A 14,955-nucleotide genomic window follows, 5' to 3' on the forward strand; every position below is an offset into this window, starting at 1 on the left:
AAAAACCACGATGAATATTAGAGTGACCCAGTAAAATGAGACAAGGAAAAAACACCCCCTGTATCGAATTTAGTTAATAACTAATCGATTTTTATGGAGGGTGTTTTTATATGGGGAAAAAGGTACATTATCCATCAGAGATTAAAGTAAAAGCAGTAGAAATGAAAAAGAATGGATTTACAAACTCAGAAATTATGAATGAATTGGGGATAAAGAATGTCTCACAAATAAAGACATGGATGCGCTGGGATCGTAATGGTGAAAGCTATCGTTTTGAACAGCCTATTGGAAAACAGTACAGTTATGGAAAAGGTCCAGGAAGCCAGGATGAACTTGAAATAGAACGCAACAAAAATAAGCATCTTCAGATGCAAATTGAAATTTTAAAAAAGTACAAAGAACTCGAAAGGAGCTGGTTCCGCAAGTAGTTATTGAATTGGTAGAGGAGTTATCAAAAAGATATAAAGTAATTGATATACTCAGTGTTCTAGAAATACCAAAATCTACATTTTATCGTTGGAAAAAGAAATACATTAATCGAGGGCCAAAAAAATTAGAAAAGCTTATAATCGGCCTTTGCGAAGAGACTAAATATCATTATGGACATAGAAAAATTAAAGCTCTTCTAAAACAGCGTTATAACATTAAGGTTAATCGCAAGACTGTACAAGTTATAATGCAAAAGTTCAATCTTCAATGTCAGATTAAAGTAAAAAGACAGAAACATATCAATGGCGAAAGTAATATTATTGTGGACAACATTCTTAACCGGAACTTTAAGGCAGAAAGACCAAATGAAAAGTGGGTAACTGACATTACATACCTACCATATGGCTCTTCTATGCTTTATGTATCAACAATAATGGATTTGTATAATAACGAGATAGTCGCTTATACGGTAAGTTCAGTACAAGATACGAATTTTGTATTGAGTACATTGAGAGAGGCCATAAAAAAGCGAAGACCTAAAAAAGTTCTATTGCACAGTGATCAAGGATCAGTATATACATCCTATGCATATCAAAATTTCGCAAAAGAAAAAGGCATTATCACAAGCATGTCCCGTAAAGGAAACTGCCATGATAACGCCGTAATTGAATCCTTTCACTCCTCGCTAAAGTCGGAAGGATTCAAAGACCATAGAAGATCTTCTATCACTAATATTAAAGTAATTGAGATTGTGAATCAATATATGTATTACTATAACGAAAAACGAATACAGGCAAAATTAAACTACCTGGCTCCAATTGAATATGGACGCCAGGTAGCATAGGTGTTTTTTCTAATTCCCATTTTGGCGGGTCAGTTCACACCCTTGGTCTCTAAGCTAGCTTTCTTTCTATTACTTTTGAAACAATTCAATCCATTCTCCATCCGGACCGGTGAAGAAGATGTATCTTGATCCGCTTGGAAGAGTCGTGATGCTTTCATCAATAAACGTAACACCATGCTCTTTTACGTTCGCAATTTCTTCTTCAATATTTTCGACTGTGAATGCGATGTGGTGGACTTTCCCTTCGGTTGGAAGATTCGGATTGTATCCAGAAATCAACTCGATTACGGTTTCGTCAGAATGACTGAAGCCCAAGAAGGCTAGCTTTAAATTGGGGTCAACATGTCCCTGTCTTTCTAACAATTCTAGGCCTAAAACGCGCGTATAAAACTCAATCGATGCATCTATGTCTTTCACTTGAATTCCAACATGTTCTAATTTTTTAAGCGGCATGTTTTTGCTCTCTCCTTTTTCGAATAACCTTTGGTCGATATTTAACTCCAATATATGTCACAGCAAGAGCCAAGACAAGCACGGACCCTTTTACGATTTCAAATGCATAGTATGGTAGATTTAGCATCGTTAGCCCATTTAAAAGTACACCAATTAACGCTGCACCAAAGAATGTACCCAGTGCATTTGGTTTGCCTGCACCAAGAACGGAAAAGCCAACAAACACAGCAGCAACAGCTTCCATCAATAACGAAGCACCAGCATCAATTTGCCCTGAGCCGACGCGGGCTGCAAATAAAATTCCAGCCATCGACGCAAATACACCAGAAACTGTATAGGCAATCAACTTCACCTTATTTGTATTAATACCTGACAAACGTGCTGCCTCTGCATTACCGCCTGTCATATATAAAATCCGGCCCCATCTCGTATGGTTCAGGATTACATAAGCAAGGAGGACGAAGAATAGCATAATCCAAACAGGTACGGGTAATCCTAGCATTTCTCCTTGCCCAATCCATAGAAACGCAGAACTGAATTCACCTGGGGCGTTTCCTCCACTTGTTAGCGGCATATTGTTGTAGATGGAGTACCCTTCCGTATACGTCCGGTGAAGCCCTGAGACGATATACATCATTCCAAGTGTCGCTAGTAAATCTGGTATCCCTATTTTCACGATTAATAGTGTATTGACTAGCCCGACCGCAATTCCCACTACTAATGGTAAAAGTAGTACAACCCATAGCGGCAGCTCATACCAGACCATTAAAGACGATGTAATGACGACTGACAAAGACATTGTCGATCCAACTGATAAATCGAATCCATCAACAACAAGGGTGAAGGTAACCCCTAACGCCAACAGAGTTACAATCGAAATCGACCTTAATATATCTGATAAATTTCCATATGAGAAAAATGCACTATTAACAAAACTAAAATAGATTAAGATAAAGCCCATTAATAAAACTGCCCCGTATTTAAACAGGAAGCTGATGATATTCCCTTTCATGAACGTCTTCCTTTCCACCGCTAGCATACAAGAGGATCTTATCCTGTGTTGCCTCTTCTCGTGAAAGTTCTTTCACGATTTCACCGTCATACATAACAAGAATGCGGTCCGATATCCTGATGATTTCATCAATCTCACAGGAGAAATAGAGGATGCCCTTTCCCTCGTCAGCAAGGGAGTGGATGAGCTTAAAAATATCCTGTTTCGCTCCAACATCTACCCCTTTTGTCGGCTCATCAAATAGGTACAGACTCGCATTGCGAGAAACCCATTTACCAATCGCAACCTTCTGCTGATTCCCTCCACTTAAATGCTCGGCCAGCGTTTCGGTGTTATCTGCTTTTATACCAAGCAACTCAATGATTGATTTGGCGTGACTTTTTTCACCTTTCCGATTCATAAATAAAAGTGGCGAGAATTTTTTCAGGTTTGCAAAGGATAGATTTGTAGAGATTGACTCATGAATGAATAAGCCTTCCTTGCGACGCTCTTCAGAAATAAGCGCTAAACCTGCTTCAATCGCCTGTTGAGAATGGGTAAACTTTTTTGCATTCCCTTTTACTTTCACTTCACCCTGTTCGTGAGGACGAAGGCCAAATAATGTCTTCGCAAGCTCTGTTTTTCCAGCACCCACTAAACCAACTACTCCAACGATTTCTCCTTCAGAAACAGTAAACGATATATCTTTAAGTTTCTCTCCGTCTTCAAGACCGTTCACCTCTAAAAGAAGGTCCCCAACCACAGCTTTTTGTTTCACAGATTGTTCGGTGTAGGAGTTACCAAGCATCGTTTCAACAACCGTTTTCTGAGTAACCTCTTTTGTAGACAATGTAGTAATGGTCTTGCCGTCTCGCATAATGGTTAACCGATCACAGATTTCAAATACTTCCGGTAAGCGGTGTGAGATGAAAATACACCCCACTCCCTTTTCCTTCAACGTTTCCACAATTTCAAACAGATGCTTCGTTTCTTCAATCGATAAAGGCGCCGTCGGTTCGTCGAATATAATGACCTTTGCTTCATGCGCAAGGGCCCTTGCAATTAAGACTAATTGCTTTTCTGCAAGTGATAACTCCAATGCCTGCTTCGTCATTGGTATATCGGTTACATTCAAAAGTTTTAAAATCGAGGCTGCTTTTTCACGCAGCTTTCGTTTATTGATAAACAAGCGTTTTTCAGTTGAAAAGGTATCGAGTAATATATTTTCAGCCACGGTCAATTGGGGCACAATCACTGTGTCTACTTCTTGATAGACGCAATAAATACCGTGGTTTTTGGCATCTCTTGGAGAACGAATAGCGATGGTTTTCCCTTCAAGAGTGATGTCACCCTCGCTATACTCGTAAGCACCCGATAAAATTTTAATTAATGTACTTTTTCCAGCGCCATTTGCTCCAAGCAAGGCATGCACTTCACCCTTATCTAGCTCAAAGGATGCCTTTTCAAGCGCAACCACATTGCCAAAGCTTTTTGTCATTTCCTTCATTTCTAGTAAAGGCATTTACACACCCTCCTTTACAGAAGGCCTATAAGACCCTCTTTTTTATCTAGTTCGCTTCAAGTTCTTTCAACCCATCTGTGTAACCTTGTTCGCTCTTACCCCAGCCTTCAATATACTGGTCAAGCTCAGCTGTTGTAATTTGTTCTGCTGGTAAAGCATCTTTCGTCACAAATACTGGCTCAAGTTTTACACGTTCTGGTGTTTCATCACCGTTTAGTTTCTGGTATGCATAACGAACCTGAATGCGTCCGATATCTTTTGGATCAACCGCTGCAGATGCAACCCATGGGCTGTTTTCTGCTTGGATCATTTGTAAGTCTTCATCACTCATGTCGATTCCATAAACCTTAATATCTGTACGTCCTGCTTGTTGGATTGCACGTACTGCACCTTTTGCAAATTCATCCCATGCTGCCCAAACTGCTGTAATCTGGCCTTCCTCTGGATATTGCTTGAGTAGAGCCTCCATTTGTGCTTGTGTATCAAGTGCTGTGTTCGCAGTTGCTGCACCAAAGGTTGCGATTTCTTTAATACCCTCGTTGTTATCAAGGAACTCTTGGTAGGCAATTTGGCGTCTTTCCATCGGTGCAAAACCTGCCACCCAGATTTTAACGATATTTGCCTCACCACCAGCCTCTTCTGCTAATTTTTCAAGTGTCATTTGTGCCATCTGCTGGTCACCTTGTTCAAGTACCGTAACTCCATCTACTTCTACTTCTGCATCAAAAACGACTACTGGAATTCCTTTATCTACTGCTTTTTGAACCGAGCTTTGTAGAGATTCCTTTGTACCATGGTCAATTAAAATAGCGTCAAATCCTTGGTTTACCGCAGCATCAACGTTTGAGGCCATTTTTGCTAGGTCTCCGTCAGATGTGAAAACCGTTGTTTCTCCCGCAAACTTTTTCACCTGCTCTTCCACACCGTCAATATACTGTGCTGAGAACGTACCTAGGTTTTGCTGCATGATTAGAGCTACCTTTTTATTCGCTAATGGATGATCGGAGTTCTTTACTTCTGTACTATCCGTTTTCGTTGTTTCCTCCGCTACTTTCGGCTGACAGCCCACTAGGACTGCGATAATGAGTAAAGCTGTAAATACTAATTTTGCTAGTTTCATTGTTTTCTCTCCCTTTTTTGTATGTATTCTTATTTTTCACATGCGCTTACTGAGTTTAAAAGCCATCACACTCCCGTTACCTGAGGCTTTTTTTTTAAAAAAAGTAAAAGCCTCTTTCTCAATCAGAAAGAGGCTTGAAGCATACAAAAGTCTTCGCACCTCTTATCTACCAGAAAGGAAATCCTTTCTGCTGGAATTAGCACCGTGCCTTACGGGTTGATTACCCGGCGAAAAAAATCGCCCCATTTCACAATGGTATTACGGTCGGTTGCTGGGCGTCATCGGGCCAAATCCCTCAGCCTACTCTTGATAAGAGAAGATACAGCAAACTATTCAATTAGCCTTCGCACATCTGTCGGAGGCTACTATTCAATCTAGGTTGAATAGATTCAATTACTTACTTGACGAGAATCATATCACGCCTAAAAACAAAATTCAATATTTTTATTATAAAAAATATTTTAATAGTTAAATTACTAAAAAGACCAGATGAACCCCGTAGGTCATCTGGTCATAGTGCTTTTTGATTCCGATCAAGCACACGCATATAGTTCTGCTCGAATACTGGCATTTCTTCCTCTGTTAATTGTGAAGCAAAGATATGCTCACTTTTATTTTTCAATGTTTGTAGCAGTAACACCATGACTTTCTGTACTGTCAGGTTCGAATCAACCAATTCAGATAAAGAAGCCATTGTATCAGGTTTTACATCCGGATACACAAATTTCGTCTGAGCTCCTTGCAACCCAATTTCATAAAAACGGCGAATGAGCTCTGCGCGCTCAGACCCGCTCCCTGTTACGCCTAAATAGATTTGTACAGCTACCCCTTTGCGAAGACGACGCTGTGAAATCCCAGCAAACTTTTTCCCATCTATACTTAAATCATAACTACCTGGACAGTATGAGCCAACTACTTCCTGCGCTACGATGTCAACTTCATACGCCTCAAACATTTTTTGAATGAGCTCGAGCATTGTATCATATCCGCGGTTGATATCAATCCCCTTTTCAGTTTCAGGAAAAATAAGTGATATATTTAAAACACCCTCGTCTAGGACAACTGCTAGTCCACCCGAATTTCGGACAATTACGCGATAGCCCATTGATTCAAGTAGTTCAATCCCTTCCTCTAGATAAGGCAATTTTGTATCTTGAATGCCAAGTACAATCGTTTGATGATGAACCCAAGCCCGGCTTGTAGCAGGAGATTCCCCCTTGCCCACAAACGCACATAGTGTGTCATCTATCGCAAAAGATTGCAAGGCGTCAAATTGATAACCTAGACTAGATTGATCAATAATTCGCCAACTTGGCTGATATAAAAGACTCTCAATCATACGGCATACTCCTATATTCTAAAAGTAAAAGTACTTTATTATAGCATATTTCCTAGACTGACCTTAAGTGGTTCAAATCTATTAGGAGAATCAAAAAATACACACTGCAGATAGCCCGTGTGCATTTTATTTGAAGTCTCGTTTATTTAATTAATATACTTCGCTATTTCAAGTGGCGAGGACTTTGTCATCCTGTAACTTATCATACGGTCTACCTGTTTTGCTATCGCCTCTACTGTTGTATCCAATGTAATGGCTAGCTCTTTAAACAACACCTTTTGTATATAAAGAAGGAGTTTACGATCCTGTTCGCTTATCTTCTTGTCAGCCAATTCAAGTTTGTATTTTTTACACAATAATGTATTGATAATGCTAGAAATACCTTTTCTGTCACCCGATGAAACAATACCAGAATAAGCTCTATTTCGCTCATTTCCGTTATCAATCCACTGAATACCTGGTAATTTAAAGGATTCTAAGACCTCTTCAGCCTCGCTTTGGCCAATGATTTTTTTCATCATAACCTTTTTATTATCGACTGGGTTTTGGATAGTTAAAGTATCATCTTCAATCGGGTGCATCACATAATACTCTCGTGTCGTACCTGCATATGTTTTCTCGCATATGTCATTTATTCGGCAAATTCCCATCGTTGAATAAATAACTAAATCCCCTATATTAAACATGTACCATACCCCTATCCATTCAATTGTCAACTAAGTTGACTATACTTATCATACACCAACTTTTGGTAGATGTCAACTTAGTTGACAATTAACTTTCCCTTATGTATAGTTATACCGATTAAAAACACGGAAGTGAGATTTATGGACCCTAAATTAGAACACTTAGATTTACTTGATTCATTGAGCGAACGACATAACCAACTGCGCAGTTTGGCCGAAAAATTATGGAACGATACGAGTGACATCACCATTTCAAATTCAGAATGGTATATCATGTCACGAATCTATAAAAAACAGCCTACCATTGCAGATGTGTCAAAAAATGTAGACATTTCAAGACAAGCCACACATAAATTCATAAAAAACTTACAAGCAAAAGGTCTAGTCAATGTTATGAATGCTGAAAACAATAAAAAGCTAAAGTGTATTGAGCTAACCCCGCTTGGCGAAGAATGCTACGAAAATAATGAGGATTTAAAAGCAACGATTGAACAGAAGATCACCAAAAAAATTGGGGAAGAACAGGTAGAATTGCTAAAAAGGGTCTTAAAAATAGATTGGGGAATCTAATACAGGATTGTTGTAAGTGTGGTCGTTTCGATTATAGCTGCTAGTACTGAAATACTGACACTAATCTAGAAATACTGGCACTAAATGAAAAATACTGTTGCTAGCAAAAAAATACCTAAAAAACGGCCATGTCCCCCAACGACATGGCCATTTCTCCTAGTTATAAGCTTTGAGCTGCTGTTATCAATGCGAGTTTATAAACATCCTCTTCATTACAACCGCGTGATAAGTCATTAACCGGTTGGTTTAAGCCCTGTAAAATAGGACCTACCGCTTCAAAGTTTCCTAAACGCTGTGCGATTTTATAACCGATATTACCTGCTTCAAGGCTTGGGAATACAAAAACATTTGCGTCTCCCTTAATCACAGAGTCTGGCGCTTTTTTCTTAGCAACAGATGGAACAAACGCCGCATCAAATTGGAATTCCCCGTCTAACACTAAAGCAGGATTCATTTCTTTTGCTAATTTAACCGCTTCTACTACCTTTTCCGTTTCAGGAGACTTTGCAGATCCCTTTGTTGAAAAACTAAGCATTGCTACTCGCGGCTCAATGTCGAACATTTCTGCTGTGTTTGCACTCTCAATCGCAATCTCCGCTAAATCTTGGCTGTCCGGTGAAATATTGATCGCACAATCAGCAAATACATATTTCTCATCGTCACGTACCATAATGAAAACACCTGAAGTCTTTTTAACGCCTTGCTTTGTTTTAATGATTTGAAGTGCAGGACGGACCGTATCCGCTGTAGAATGGGCTGCGCCACTTACAAGACCTTGTGCTTTACCTGTGTACACAAGCATTGTCCCGAAATAGTTTTCATCTTTAAGAATTTTTCGTGCATCCTCTTCAGTTGCTTTTCCTTTACGTCTTTCTACAAATGAAGCAACAAGCTGTTCAAACTCAGGGTAGGAATCAGCATCATAGATTTCCACGCCTTCAAGTGAAACGCCTAGGTCCTTCGCTTTGCTCTCAACCGCAGACTTCTCACCAACCACGATTGGTACTAGTACCTTCTCACTTGCCAAACGGCTAACTGCTTGTAATATACGTTCGTCTAGTCCTTCAGGAAATACAATTCTCAATTCCTTACCAGACACTTTTTCTTTTAACTGAGTAAATAAATCGCTCACGTTTACTCCTCCTTGGATAATAAATTCCATATGTAAATTTGGCTATTGAGTAGCCCTGCAAAACTGCCAACCATAAGAATACGGCTTTTTTTCATAAAATAAAACCAATAAGCCTCAAAAAAACTGTGACAGTATTATGTCACTATCTTCAATTTTCCCAACTACCAGACAAATTACTCACACTCTCTTACGTTCACAAAATTGTCTTAGGTTTATTCACTTGGCTATAGGAGAAACTATGATATAGTATTTGTGAATACATATTCTATGCGAAATACAAGGAGTGATAGCAATGGCTGAAGCAGCACAAACGCTTGATGGCTGGTATTGCCTACATGATTTCCGTTCAATCGATTGGACATCTTGGAAAACTCTTTCAAGTGAGGAGCGGCAATCAGCAATTCAAGAATTTCTTGGTTTAGTTGACAAATGGAACAAAACACAAAGCGAAAACCAAGGAAGTCATGCATTATACACAATCGTTGGACAAAAGGCTGATTTCATGATGATGGTCCTTCGCCCAACAATGGAAGAACTAAATGAAATCGAAACAGAGTTTAACAAAACAAAACTAGCTGAATACACAATTCCTACATATTCGTATGTTTCTGTTGTTGAATTAAGTAATTACTTAGCAGGCGATAGCAACGAGGATCCTTATCAAAATCCTTATGTACGCGGACGTTTATATCCAATCCTACCAAAGAACAAATATGTATGCTTCTATCCAATGGATAAGCGCCGTGACGGAAACGACAACTGGTATATGCTTTCTATGGAAGAGCGTAAAGAGCTTATGCGTAGCCACGGTATGATTGGTCGCCAATATGCCGGAATCGTAAAACAAATCATTTCGGGTTCAGTCGGATTTGATGATTACGAGTGGGGAGTAACCTTATTCTCAGACGATGTACTTCAATTCAAAAAGCTTGTTTATGAAATGCGCTTTGACGAAGTAAGTGCACGTTATGGTGAATTCGGAGCATTCTTCGTAGGAAACATTTTAACTGAAGAAAAAGTTACACACTTTTTACATGTCGACTAAAAAAGAGAGGGGCCTCCCTCTCTTTTTTCTATCTGCAATCATATTCCCAAACAAACCCTCATACAATTCAATGATGAAACCGCAAAAATAATTCTAGTCAAAAATCCCAAAAAATACGCAAAAAGTAGTAACCCATCTCTCACCTAAACAATACGTTAGTAAAGAGACTTTTTTCATTCAGTCTTCTTTTGGTAAGTGAGGTGGAAAGATGGCGGTAGTAGCGCATACGGAAGCAGATGTAAAACTGTTGGCAAGGTTGTTGCGTGCAGAGGCTGAAAGTGAAGGTAAGTTAGGTATGCTTTTAGTAGGTAATGTCGGAGTAAACCGTGCGAGGTCTCGTTGTCTAGATTTTAAAGATATTACAACCATTCGAAAGATGGTTTTTCAAAGTCCAGGAGGCTTTGAAGCAACACAAAAGGGCTACTTTTATCAAGCAGCAAGACCATCGGAAATTGCTCTTGCACGAAGGGTACTAAAAGGGGAGCGATTCCATCCTGCTGAATTTTCACTGTGGTTTTTTGAACCACCAGGGACCTGTCCAGCCCAATGGTTTAACCAGTGGAACGTAGGACGTTTTAAAGCACACTGCTTCTACCAACCAACCCGGGAGGATTGTCCTGATGTTTTCTAAGGCACTTTGCCTTTTATTAAAAAGAGAAAAACTTTTACATTCTGAGGAGGGCTTACATTGAGTAAAGATAATAATCAAAGAGAAGCTGCACAAAATCCATATGCTGCTTACGGGTATAACCCTCAAAGCTATGGTCAGTTTGGAGGTTATATGGATCCAAACCAGTTTGCTGCATATGGCTATCCATACCAGCAACAGCAGCAACAACCGGCAATGCAGGTACCTGCAATGCCAACACAATTCCCTACGGGGGGCACTACAAACCAAGTTCCAGGAATGCTTCCACTAGAAGAATCCTATATTGAAAACATTCTCCGCTTAAATAGAGGGAAGTTAGCTACTGTATACATGGGCTTTGATAATACAAACGAAGCGAAAGTATTCAAAGGTGTGGTAGAAGCTGCTGGTCGTGATCACATTGTTTTAAGTGACCCACAAACAGGCATGCGCTATCTACTGTTAATGGTCTACTTACAATATGTCACATTCGACGAAGAAATCGAATATGATTATCCATTCGGCGCCGGAGCTGGCCTCGTAAATTATCCACCACGGTAAATAATAAGGAGTGTCCATGAGACACTCCTTTTCCTTGTTACATATGTTTAGCTGCAGCTACAATTAATAAGGTCCAACCTATTAAAAAAGCGACTCCACCAAGCGGTGTAATGGCACCGAGGACCTTAATTCCAGAAATACTTAGAACATATAAACTTCCTGAGAACAAGATAATTCCGACAAACAAGCTCCATCCTGCCGTTGTAATTAGACTTACGTGTGAAAACTTGTCCGCCAAAAACGCAACCACAAACAACCCAATTGCATGAAACATTTGATACTGAACCGCTGTATTCCACGTTTTTAAATACTTTTCTGAAATTTTCCCTTCTAATCCATGCGCACCAAAGGCACCAAGCGCAACCGCAAGAAATGCATTGATTGCTCCTACTATTAAAAATAACTTCATACTTATTCTCCACCTTTTTTCAAAAATCCATTTTTTATATTATCATATTCATTATAAGATAGTAGTAGGACTCTATACCACAAAGGAGTTTTAATATGGACTATGAGATTTTACCTGTTGGAGATATGGCCATGCAGATTGTATTCAGGGCTGAGCCATCAGAGAGTTTACAGAGTACAATCCAACACATCACCAAACATATTGAAAAAGCAGATATACAAGGGGTTATTGAACTAGTCCCAGCTCTACAATCCATCACCGTTTATTTTAATCCAATTCTCACAACCTATCAAAACCTTGCTGCACACCTATCCGAGATTTGTAGAGGGAGCCATACTGAAGAAAGATCCTTTTATAAGAGAACAATTATTCTACCCACGTGTTACGATGGTGAGGATCTTGAGGTTGTTGCAAGTAGGCATGGACTATCGACCGAGGACGTCATTTCCATACATAGCACTGTTGATTATCTTGTCTATATGCTTGGATTTCTACCTGGCTTCCCTTATTTAAAGGGACTTCCAAGCGTACTCACGACACCACGTCTTGCCAATCCGCGACTAAAAGTTCCAAAAGGAGCAGTCGGCATTGGTGGTGACCAAACAGGGGTGTACCCGCTCGAATCACCGGGAGGATGGAACCTCATCGGAAGAACCCCAGTTCCTTTATTTGACCCAGAAAAAACGAATCCTTTTTTACTTAAAGCAGGGGACTATCTTCGCTTTAAACCTATTTCAACTGGGGAATACAAGGAAATTGAAAATCTAGTAAAAGAAAATACTTACAAGGTCGAGGTGATATCTATTGAAAACGATTGATTTGAACTGTGACTTAGGGGAAAGCTTTGGTGCCTACAAAATCGGGAATGATGAACAAATTCTCTCTTTTATTTCAAGCGCAAACATCGCTTGTGGCTTTCACGCAGGCGATCCATACGTTATGAATCAAACGGTTGGATTAGCAAAAAAATTTAATGTTGCTGTCGGGGCCCACCCTGGTTTCCAGGACCTTGTTGGCTTCGGTAGGAGAGCGATGTCTATTTCACCCCATGATGTCTACAATCTCGTTCTCTACCAAATTGGCGCACTTGCTGCCTTTTGTCAGGCACATGATGTACAACTCACACACGTAAAGCCACATGGCGCCCTTTATAATATGGCTGCTGTCGATACTAGCCTGGCTGAGTCCATTGCTAAAGCTGTTTTAGCGTTTGACTCATCACTTGCACTCTATGGACTTGCTGGTAGTAAGCTAATAGAAGCAGGAGAAAAATATGGCCTCAAAACCGTATCTGAAGTGTTTGCTGACAGGACCTATCAGCCCGACGGAACCTTAACACCTAGGGCTGAACCAAATGCAGTTATACATGACTCGCATGAATCCATCAAACAAGTTTTGCAAATGGTAAAAGAACAAACCGTCCAAACAGTTTGTGGCGAAACCATTCCCATTAAAGCTGACTCAATCTGTGTACACGGTGATAATAGCCATGCACTTCAATTTGTACAAGAATTACGACATGCACTCAACTTAGAAGGCATTACAATAAAGTGCGTCAGGGGGTGAAATTGATTTGGGACAACCGCTTTTTACCGTTCTAAAAAAGGGGCTTTATACCACCTTTCAAGATTTAGGTCGTTATGGGTATCAGCAATTCGGAGTCGTTACAAGTGGGGCAATGGATTCCTATTCAAGCCAACTTGCAAACCTACTTGTCGGCAATCCAAGAGGGGAGGCTGTGCTTGAAATTACCATGCTCGGCCCAACACTTCGGGTAGAGGCTGACAGGGCGACTATCGTAGTAAGTGGAGCAAATTTAAGTATGACTGTAAACGATAACAAAGCCCCGTTATGGAAGTCCTTTGATGTGAAAAAGGGAGATATCATTAAGTTTGGTAAACCCATTTCTGGGACCCGTTCCTATTTAGCTGTTGCTGGTGGTTTTAAGGCAGAAAAGGTACTTGGGAGCAAATCCTATTATGCGAAGGCAATGCTCGGAACTGAAATAAAAGACGGAGACATTTTATATGGACAAGTTAGTAGAATTCAGCAAAATAGGGGACTAGCGCGCCACCTTATTCCAAAATTTGAAAAGGAGATTACCGTTCGATCAATTCCTGGTCCACACGAGAACTATTTTACAGACGATGCGATTCAGCAGTTTTTTTCAGAGACTTTTATAGCTGTACAGGGGGATAGAATGGGCTACCGACTAAAAGGGGAAAAACCACTGCAACATAAACAGCAATTAGAAATTCCATCTGACGCAATCCCGCTTGGCGGCATTCAGGTGCCTAGTAGTGGCGAACCAATCATTTTGTTAGCAGACCGCCAAACTACAGGTGGATACCCGCGAGTTGCCACTGTCATTTCAGTTGATATGTATAAAATTGCGCAACTCGCAACAGGGGGGAAAGTTCGATTTATGCGCAGTAGTATCGAGCAAGCACATGAGCTTTATAAAAAAAGAGAAAAATTTCTTCAACACCTCCAAGGGTAATTGCCCTGTGGAGGTGTTTTTATTGCTAAAACTAGCCTTGTGGAACTTTATGGGACATAACTCAGATTATATGGGACACAGGAGTCGGGATATGGGACACAAACCTAATTATATGGGACACACCGTCCACTTTATGGGACATTGCACTCTATATAAGGGACAAACCCCTAAATACAAAAAAAGACCCTCTATTCGATTCGGTTAAAAATCGAATAGGGAGTCTCCGTTTGCATCGTCTTCTTCTAATTTTGTTGATTGTTGAACCGTTGTCGGTTGTTGCACCGATATCGGCTGCACAAACGGCTGCACTTGCTGCATTGGTTGCGTAGGTACTCGCACCGCCTCAAACGGCTTCACTTCAGCAGGTGCCTCATCTAACACGAGGTCACATAATGTTCGAATCGCCATTAACCGCTCTCTGATTTTCTGTTCATTTCTTTCATTTTTTGCGGTTTGCAGTTCAAGCTGCATTTTATCTAAAATCTTAGCAACAGATATATTCACAATTGTCACTCCTATGCCTGGATGTCTATGTTGTAGGAAGGTTTTTGCTCAGTCTTCAACTGTTTTTCCTCAAACTTCATACAATGAGCCCCAGAGGATCTAAAAACAGTAATTGATGGCATTGCCTGCGTCTTAAAATTAAATGCGCGGCATCCCCTTGGAAACTTCGGATCCCATGTCGTATAAAAATGTTTGCATTTTAAGCAATTGACTCTCTTTTGC

17 protein-coding genes and 1 riboswitch are annotated in these 14,955 nt (G+C 40.1%); of the genes, 8 read left to right on the top strand and 9 right to left on the bottom strand.

The window, feature by feature from the left end; translation table 11 throughout:
- The first annotated feature begins 110 nt into the window (after positions 1-110).
- Positions 111-1,273, top strand: a protein-coding gene (locus tag CZ490_RS16700; protein ID WP_142255311.1) for an IS3 family transposase whose coding sequence is annotated in 2 segments (ribosomal slippage) — positions 111-384 and positions 384-1,273 — 1,164 coding nt in all. Because the reading frame shifts where the segments join, the coding sequence is not laid out codon by codon here.
- A gap of 69 nt (positions 1,274-1,342) precedes the next feature.
- Here the strand turns inward: CZ490_RS16700 and CZ490_RS16705 are convergent.
- The 6 genes from CZ490_RS16705 to CZ490_RS16730 form a co-directional block, all read right to left on the bottom strand.
- Positions 1,343-1,726 carry a VOC family protein gene (locus tag CZ490_RS16705; RefSeq protein WP_077619965.1) on the bottom strand — a complete coding sequence of 128 codons (384 nt, stop codon included), beginning with the start codon at positions 1,724-1,726 and terminating at the stop codon, positions 1,343-1,345.
- Complete coding sequence (locus tag CZ490_RS16710; protein WP_142255397.1) at positions 1,716-2,738, bottom strand: ABC transporter permease; 1,023 nt, start codon at positions 2,736-2,738, stop codon at positions 1,716-1,718. The genes CZ490_RS16705 and CZ490_RS16710 overlap by 11 nt, the downstream gene beginning before the upstream one ends.
- On the bottom strand, positions 2,707-4,239 hold the full coding sequence (locus CZ490_RS16715) for a sugar ABC transporter ATP-binding protein (RefSeq protein ID WP_077619967.1): 1,533 nt from the start codon (positions 4,237-4,239) through the stop codon (positions 2,707-2,709). The genes CZ490_RS16710 and CZ490_RS16715 overlap by 32 nt, the downstream gene beginning before the upstream one ends.
- Before the next feature lie 46 nt (positions 4,240-4,285).
- Complete coding sequence (locus CZ490_RS16720; protein WP_077619968.1) at positions 4,286-5,359, bottom strand: sugar ABC transporter substrate-binding protein; 1,074 nt, start codon at positions 5,357-5,359, stop codon at positions 4,286-4,288.
- Positions 5,360-5,518: 159 nt separating this feature from the next.
- Positions 5,519-5,675, bottom strand: a riboswitch (SAM riboswitch).
- A gap of 195 nt (positions 5,676-5,870) precedes the next feature.
- Positions 5,871-6,698 (bottom strand): octanoyl-[GcvH]:protein N-octanoyltransferase, encoded by an 828-nt coding sequence (gene lipL / locus CZ490_RS16725; RefSeq protein ID WP_077619969.1) that lies wholly within the window; start codon positions 6,696-6,698, stop codon positions 5,871-5,873.
- Between the two features lie 146 nt (positions 6,699-6,844).
- Positions 6,845-7,384 (bottom strand): CarD family transcriptional regulator, encoded by a 540-nt coding sequence (locus CZ490_RS16730; RefSeq protein ID WP_077619970.1) that lies wholly within the window; start codon positions 7,382-7,384, stop codon positions 6,845-6,847.
- A 141-nt stretch (positions 7,385-7,525) separates the two neighbouring features.
- Between CZ490_RS16730 and CZ490_RS16735 the strand changes: the two genes are divergently transcribed.
- Complete coding sequence (locus CZ490_RS16735; RefSeq protein ID WP_077619971.1) at positions 7,526-7,954, top strand: MarR family winged helix-turn-helix transcriptional regulator; 429 nt, start codon at positions 7,526-7,528, stop codon at positions 7,952-7,954.
- A gap of 160 nt (positions 7,955-8,114) precedes the next feature.
- On the opposite strand, the gene pta is transcribed toward CZ490_RS16735, so the two are convergent.
- Positions 8,115-9,086 (bottom strand): phosphate acetyltransferase, encoded by a 972-nt coding sequence (pta, locus tag CZ490_RS16740; protein ID WP_077619972.1) that lies wholly within the window; start codon positions 9,084-9,086, stop codon positions 8,115-8,117.
- Between the two features lie 292 nt (positions 9,087-9,378).
- On the opposite strand from pta, the gene hemQ reads away from it, so the two are divergent.
- From hemQ to gerQ, 3 genes are all read left to right on the top strand, one after another.
- Positions 9,379-10,131, top strand: a complete 753-nt coding sequence (gene hemQ, locus CZ490_RS16745; protein WP_077619973.1) for a hydrogen peroxide-dependent heme synthase — start codon at positions 9,379-9,381, stop codon at positions 10,129-10,131.
- Positions 10,132-10,339: 208 nt separating this feature from the next.
- Complete coding sequence (locus CZ490_RS16750) at positions 10,340-10,762, top strand: cell wall hydrolase (RefSeq protein WP_077619974.1); 423 nt, start codon at positions 10,340-10,342, stop codon at positions 10,760-10,762.
- 57 nt (positions 10,763-10,819) lie between these two features.
- Positions 10,820-11,320, top strand: coding sequence for a spore coat protein GerQ (gerQ, locus tag CZ490_RS16755; RefSeq protein WP_077619975.1), 501 nt, complete (start codon positions 10,820-10,822; stop codon positions 11,318-11,320).
- 37 nt (positions 11,321-11,357) lie between these two features.
- On the opposite strand, the gene CZ490_RS16760 is transcribed toward gerQ, so the two are convergent.
- Positions 11,358-11,729: a DUF423 domain-containing protein gene (locus tag CZ490_RS16760; protein ID WP_077619976.1), complete on the bottom strand. Its 372-nt coding sequence runs from the start codon at positions 11,727-11,729 to the stop codon at positions 11,358-11,360.
- 95 nt (positions 11,730-11,824) lie between these two features.
- Between CZ490_RS16760 and pxpB the strand changes: the two genes are divergently transcribed.
- From pxpB to CZ490_RS16775, 3 genes are read left to right on the top strand one after another with little or no spacing between them, the layout of a single operon-like run.
- On the top strand, positions 11,825-12,547 hold the full coding sequence (pxpB, locus tag CZ490_RS16765) for a 5-oxoprolinase subunit PxpB (RefSeq protein ID WP_077619977.1): 723 nt from the start codon (positions 11,825-11,827) through the stop codon (positions 12,545-12,547).
- A complete protein-coding gene (pxpA, locus tag CZ490_RS16770; RefSeq protein ID WP_077619978.1) occupies positions 12,534-13,295 on the top strand; it encodes a 5-oxoprolinase subunit PxpA in 762 nt (253 codons plus the stop codon). Before pxpB ends, pxpA begins: the two co-directional genes overlap by 14 nt.
- A gap of 7 nt (positions 13,296-13,302) precedes the next feature.
- Positions 13,303-14,229: a 5-oxoprolinase subunit C family protein gene (locus tag CZ490_RS16775; protein ID WP_077619979.1), complete on the top strand. Its 927-nt coding sequence runs from the start codon at positions 13,303-13,305 to the stop codon at positions 14,227-14,229.
- A 201-nt stretch (positions 14,230-14,430) separates the two neighbouring features.
- Here the strand turns inward: CZ490_RS16775 and CZ490_RS16785 are convergent, their stop codons facing one another.
- Entirely contained in the window at positions 14,431-14,733 is a 303-nt protein-coding gene (locus CZ490_RS16785; RefSeq protein ID WP_077619981.1) for a YwdI family protein, read from the bottom strand.
- Positions 14,734-14,955: the final 222 nt, after the last annotated feature.

The sequence above is a fragment of the Litchfieldia sinesaloumensis genome, from assembly GCF_900156865.1.
Classification (GTDB): domain Bacteria; phylum Bacillota; class Bacilli; order Bacillales; family Bacillaceae_L; genus Ferdinandcohnia; species Ferdinandcohnia sinesaloumensis.

What these genes read in the sequence shown, in the direction of transcription:
- lipL (WP_077619969.1), bottom strand. Translation starts at nt 6,698, where the DNA reads ATGATTGAGAGTCTTTTATATCAGCCAAGTTGGCGAATTATTGATCAA.
- CZ490_RS16760 (WP_077619976.1), bottom strand. Translation starts at nt 11,729, where the DNA reads ATGAAGTTATTTTTAATAGTAGGAGCAATCAATGCATTTCTTGCGGTT.
- CZ490_RS16705 (WP_077619965.1), bottom strand. Translation starts at nt 1,726, where the DNA reads ATGCCGCTTAAAAAATTAGAACATGTTGGAATTCAAGTGAAAGACATA.
- pxpB (WP_077619977.1), top strand. Translation starts at nt 11,825, where the DNA reads ATGGACTATGAGATTTTACCTGTTGGAGATATGGCCATGCAGATTGTA.
- CZ490_RS16710 (WP_142255397.1), bottom strand. Translation starts at nt 2,738, where the DNA reads ATGAAAGGGAATATCATCAGCTTCCTGTTTAAATACGGGGCAGTTTTA.
- CZ490_RS16750 (WP_077619974.1), top strand. Translation starts at nt 10,340, where the DNA reads ATGGCGGTAGTAGCGCATACGGAAGCAGATGTAAAACTGTTGGCAAGG.
- CZ490_RS16730 (WP_077619970.1), bottom strand. Translation starts at nt 7,384, where the DNA reads ATGTTTAATATAGGGGATTTAGTTATTTATTCAACGATGGGAATTTGC.
- CZ490_RS16715 (WP_077619967.1), bottom strand. Translation starts at nt 4,239, where the DNA reads ATGCCTTTACTAGAAATGAAGGAAATGACAAAAAGCTTTGGCAATGTG.
- CZ490_RS16720 (WP_077619968.1), bottom strand. Translation starts at nt 5,359, where the DNA reads ATGAAACTAGCAAAATTAGTATTTACAGCTTTACTCATTATCGCAGTC.
- CZ490_RS16735 (WP_077619971.1), top strand. Translation starts at nt 7,526, where the DNA reads ATGGACCCTAAATTAGAACACTTAGATTTACTTGATTCATTGAGCGAA.
- hemQ (WP_077619973.1), top strand. Translation starts at nt 9,379, where the DNA reads ATGGCTGAAGCAGCACAAACGCTTGATGGCTGGTATTGCCTACATGAT.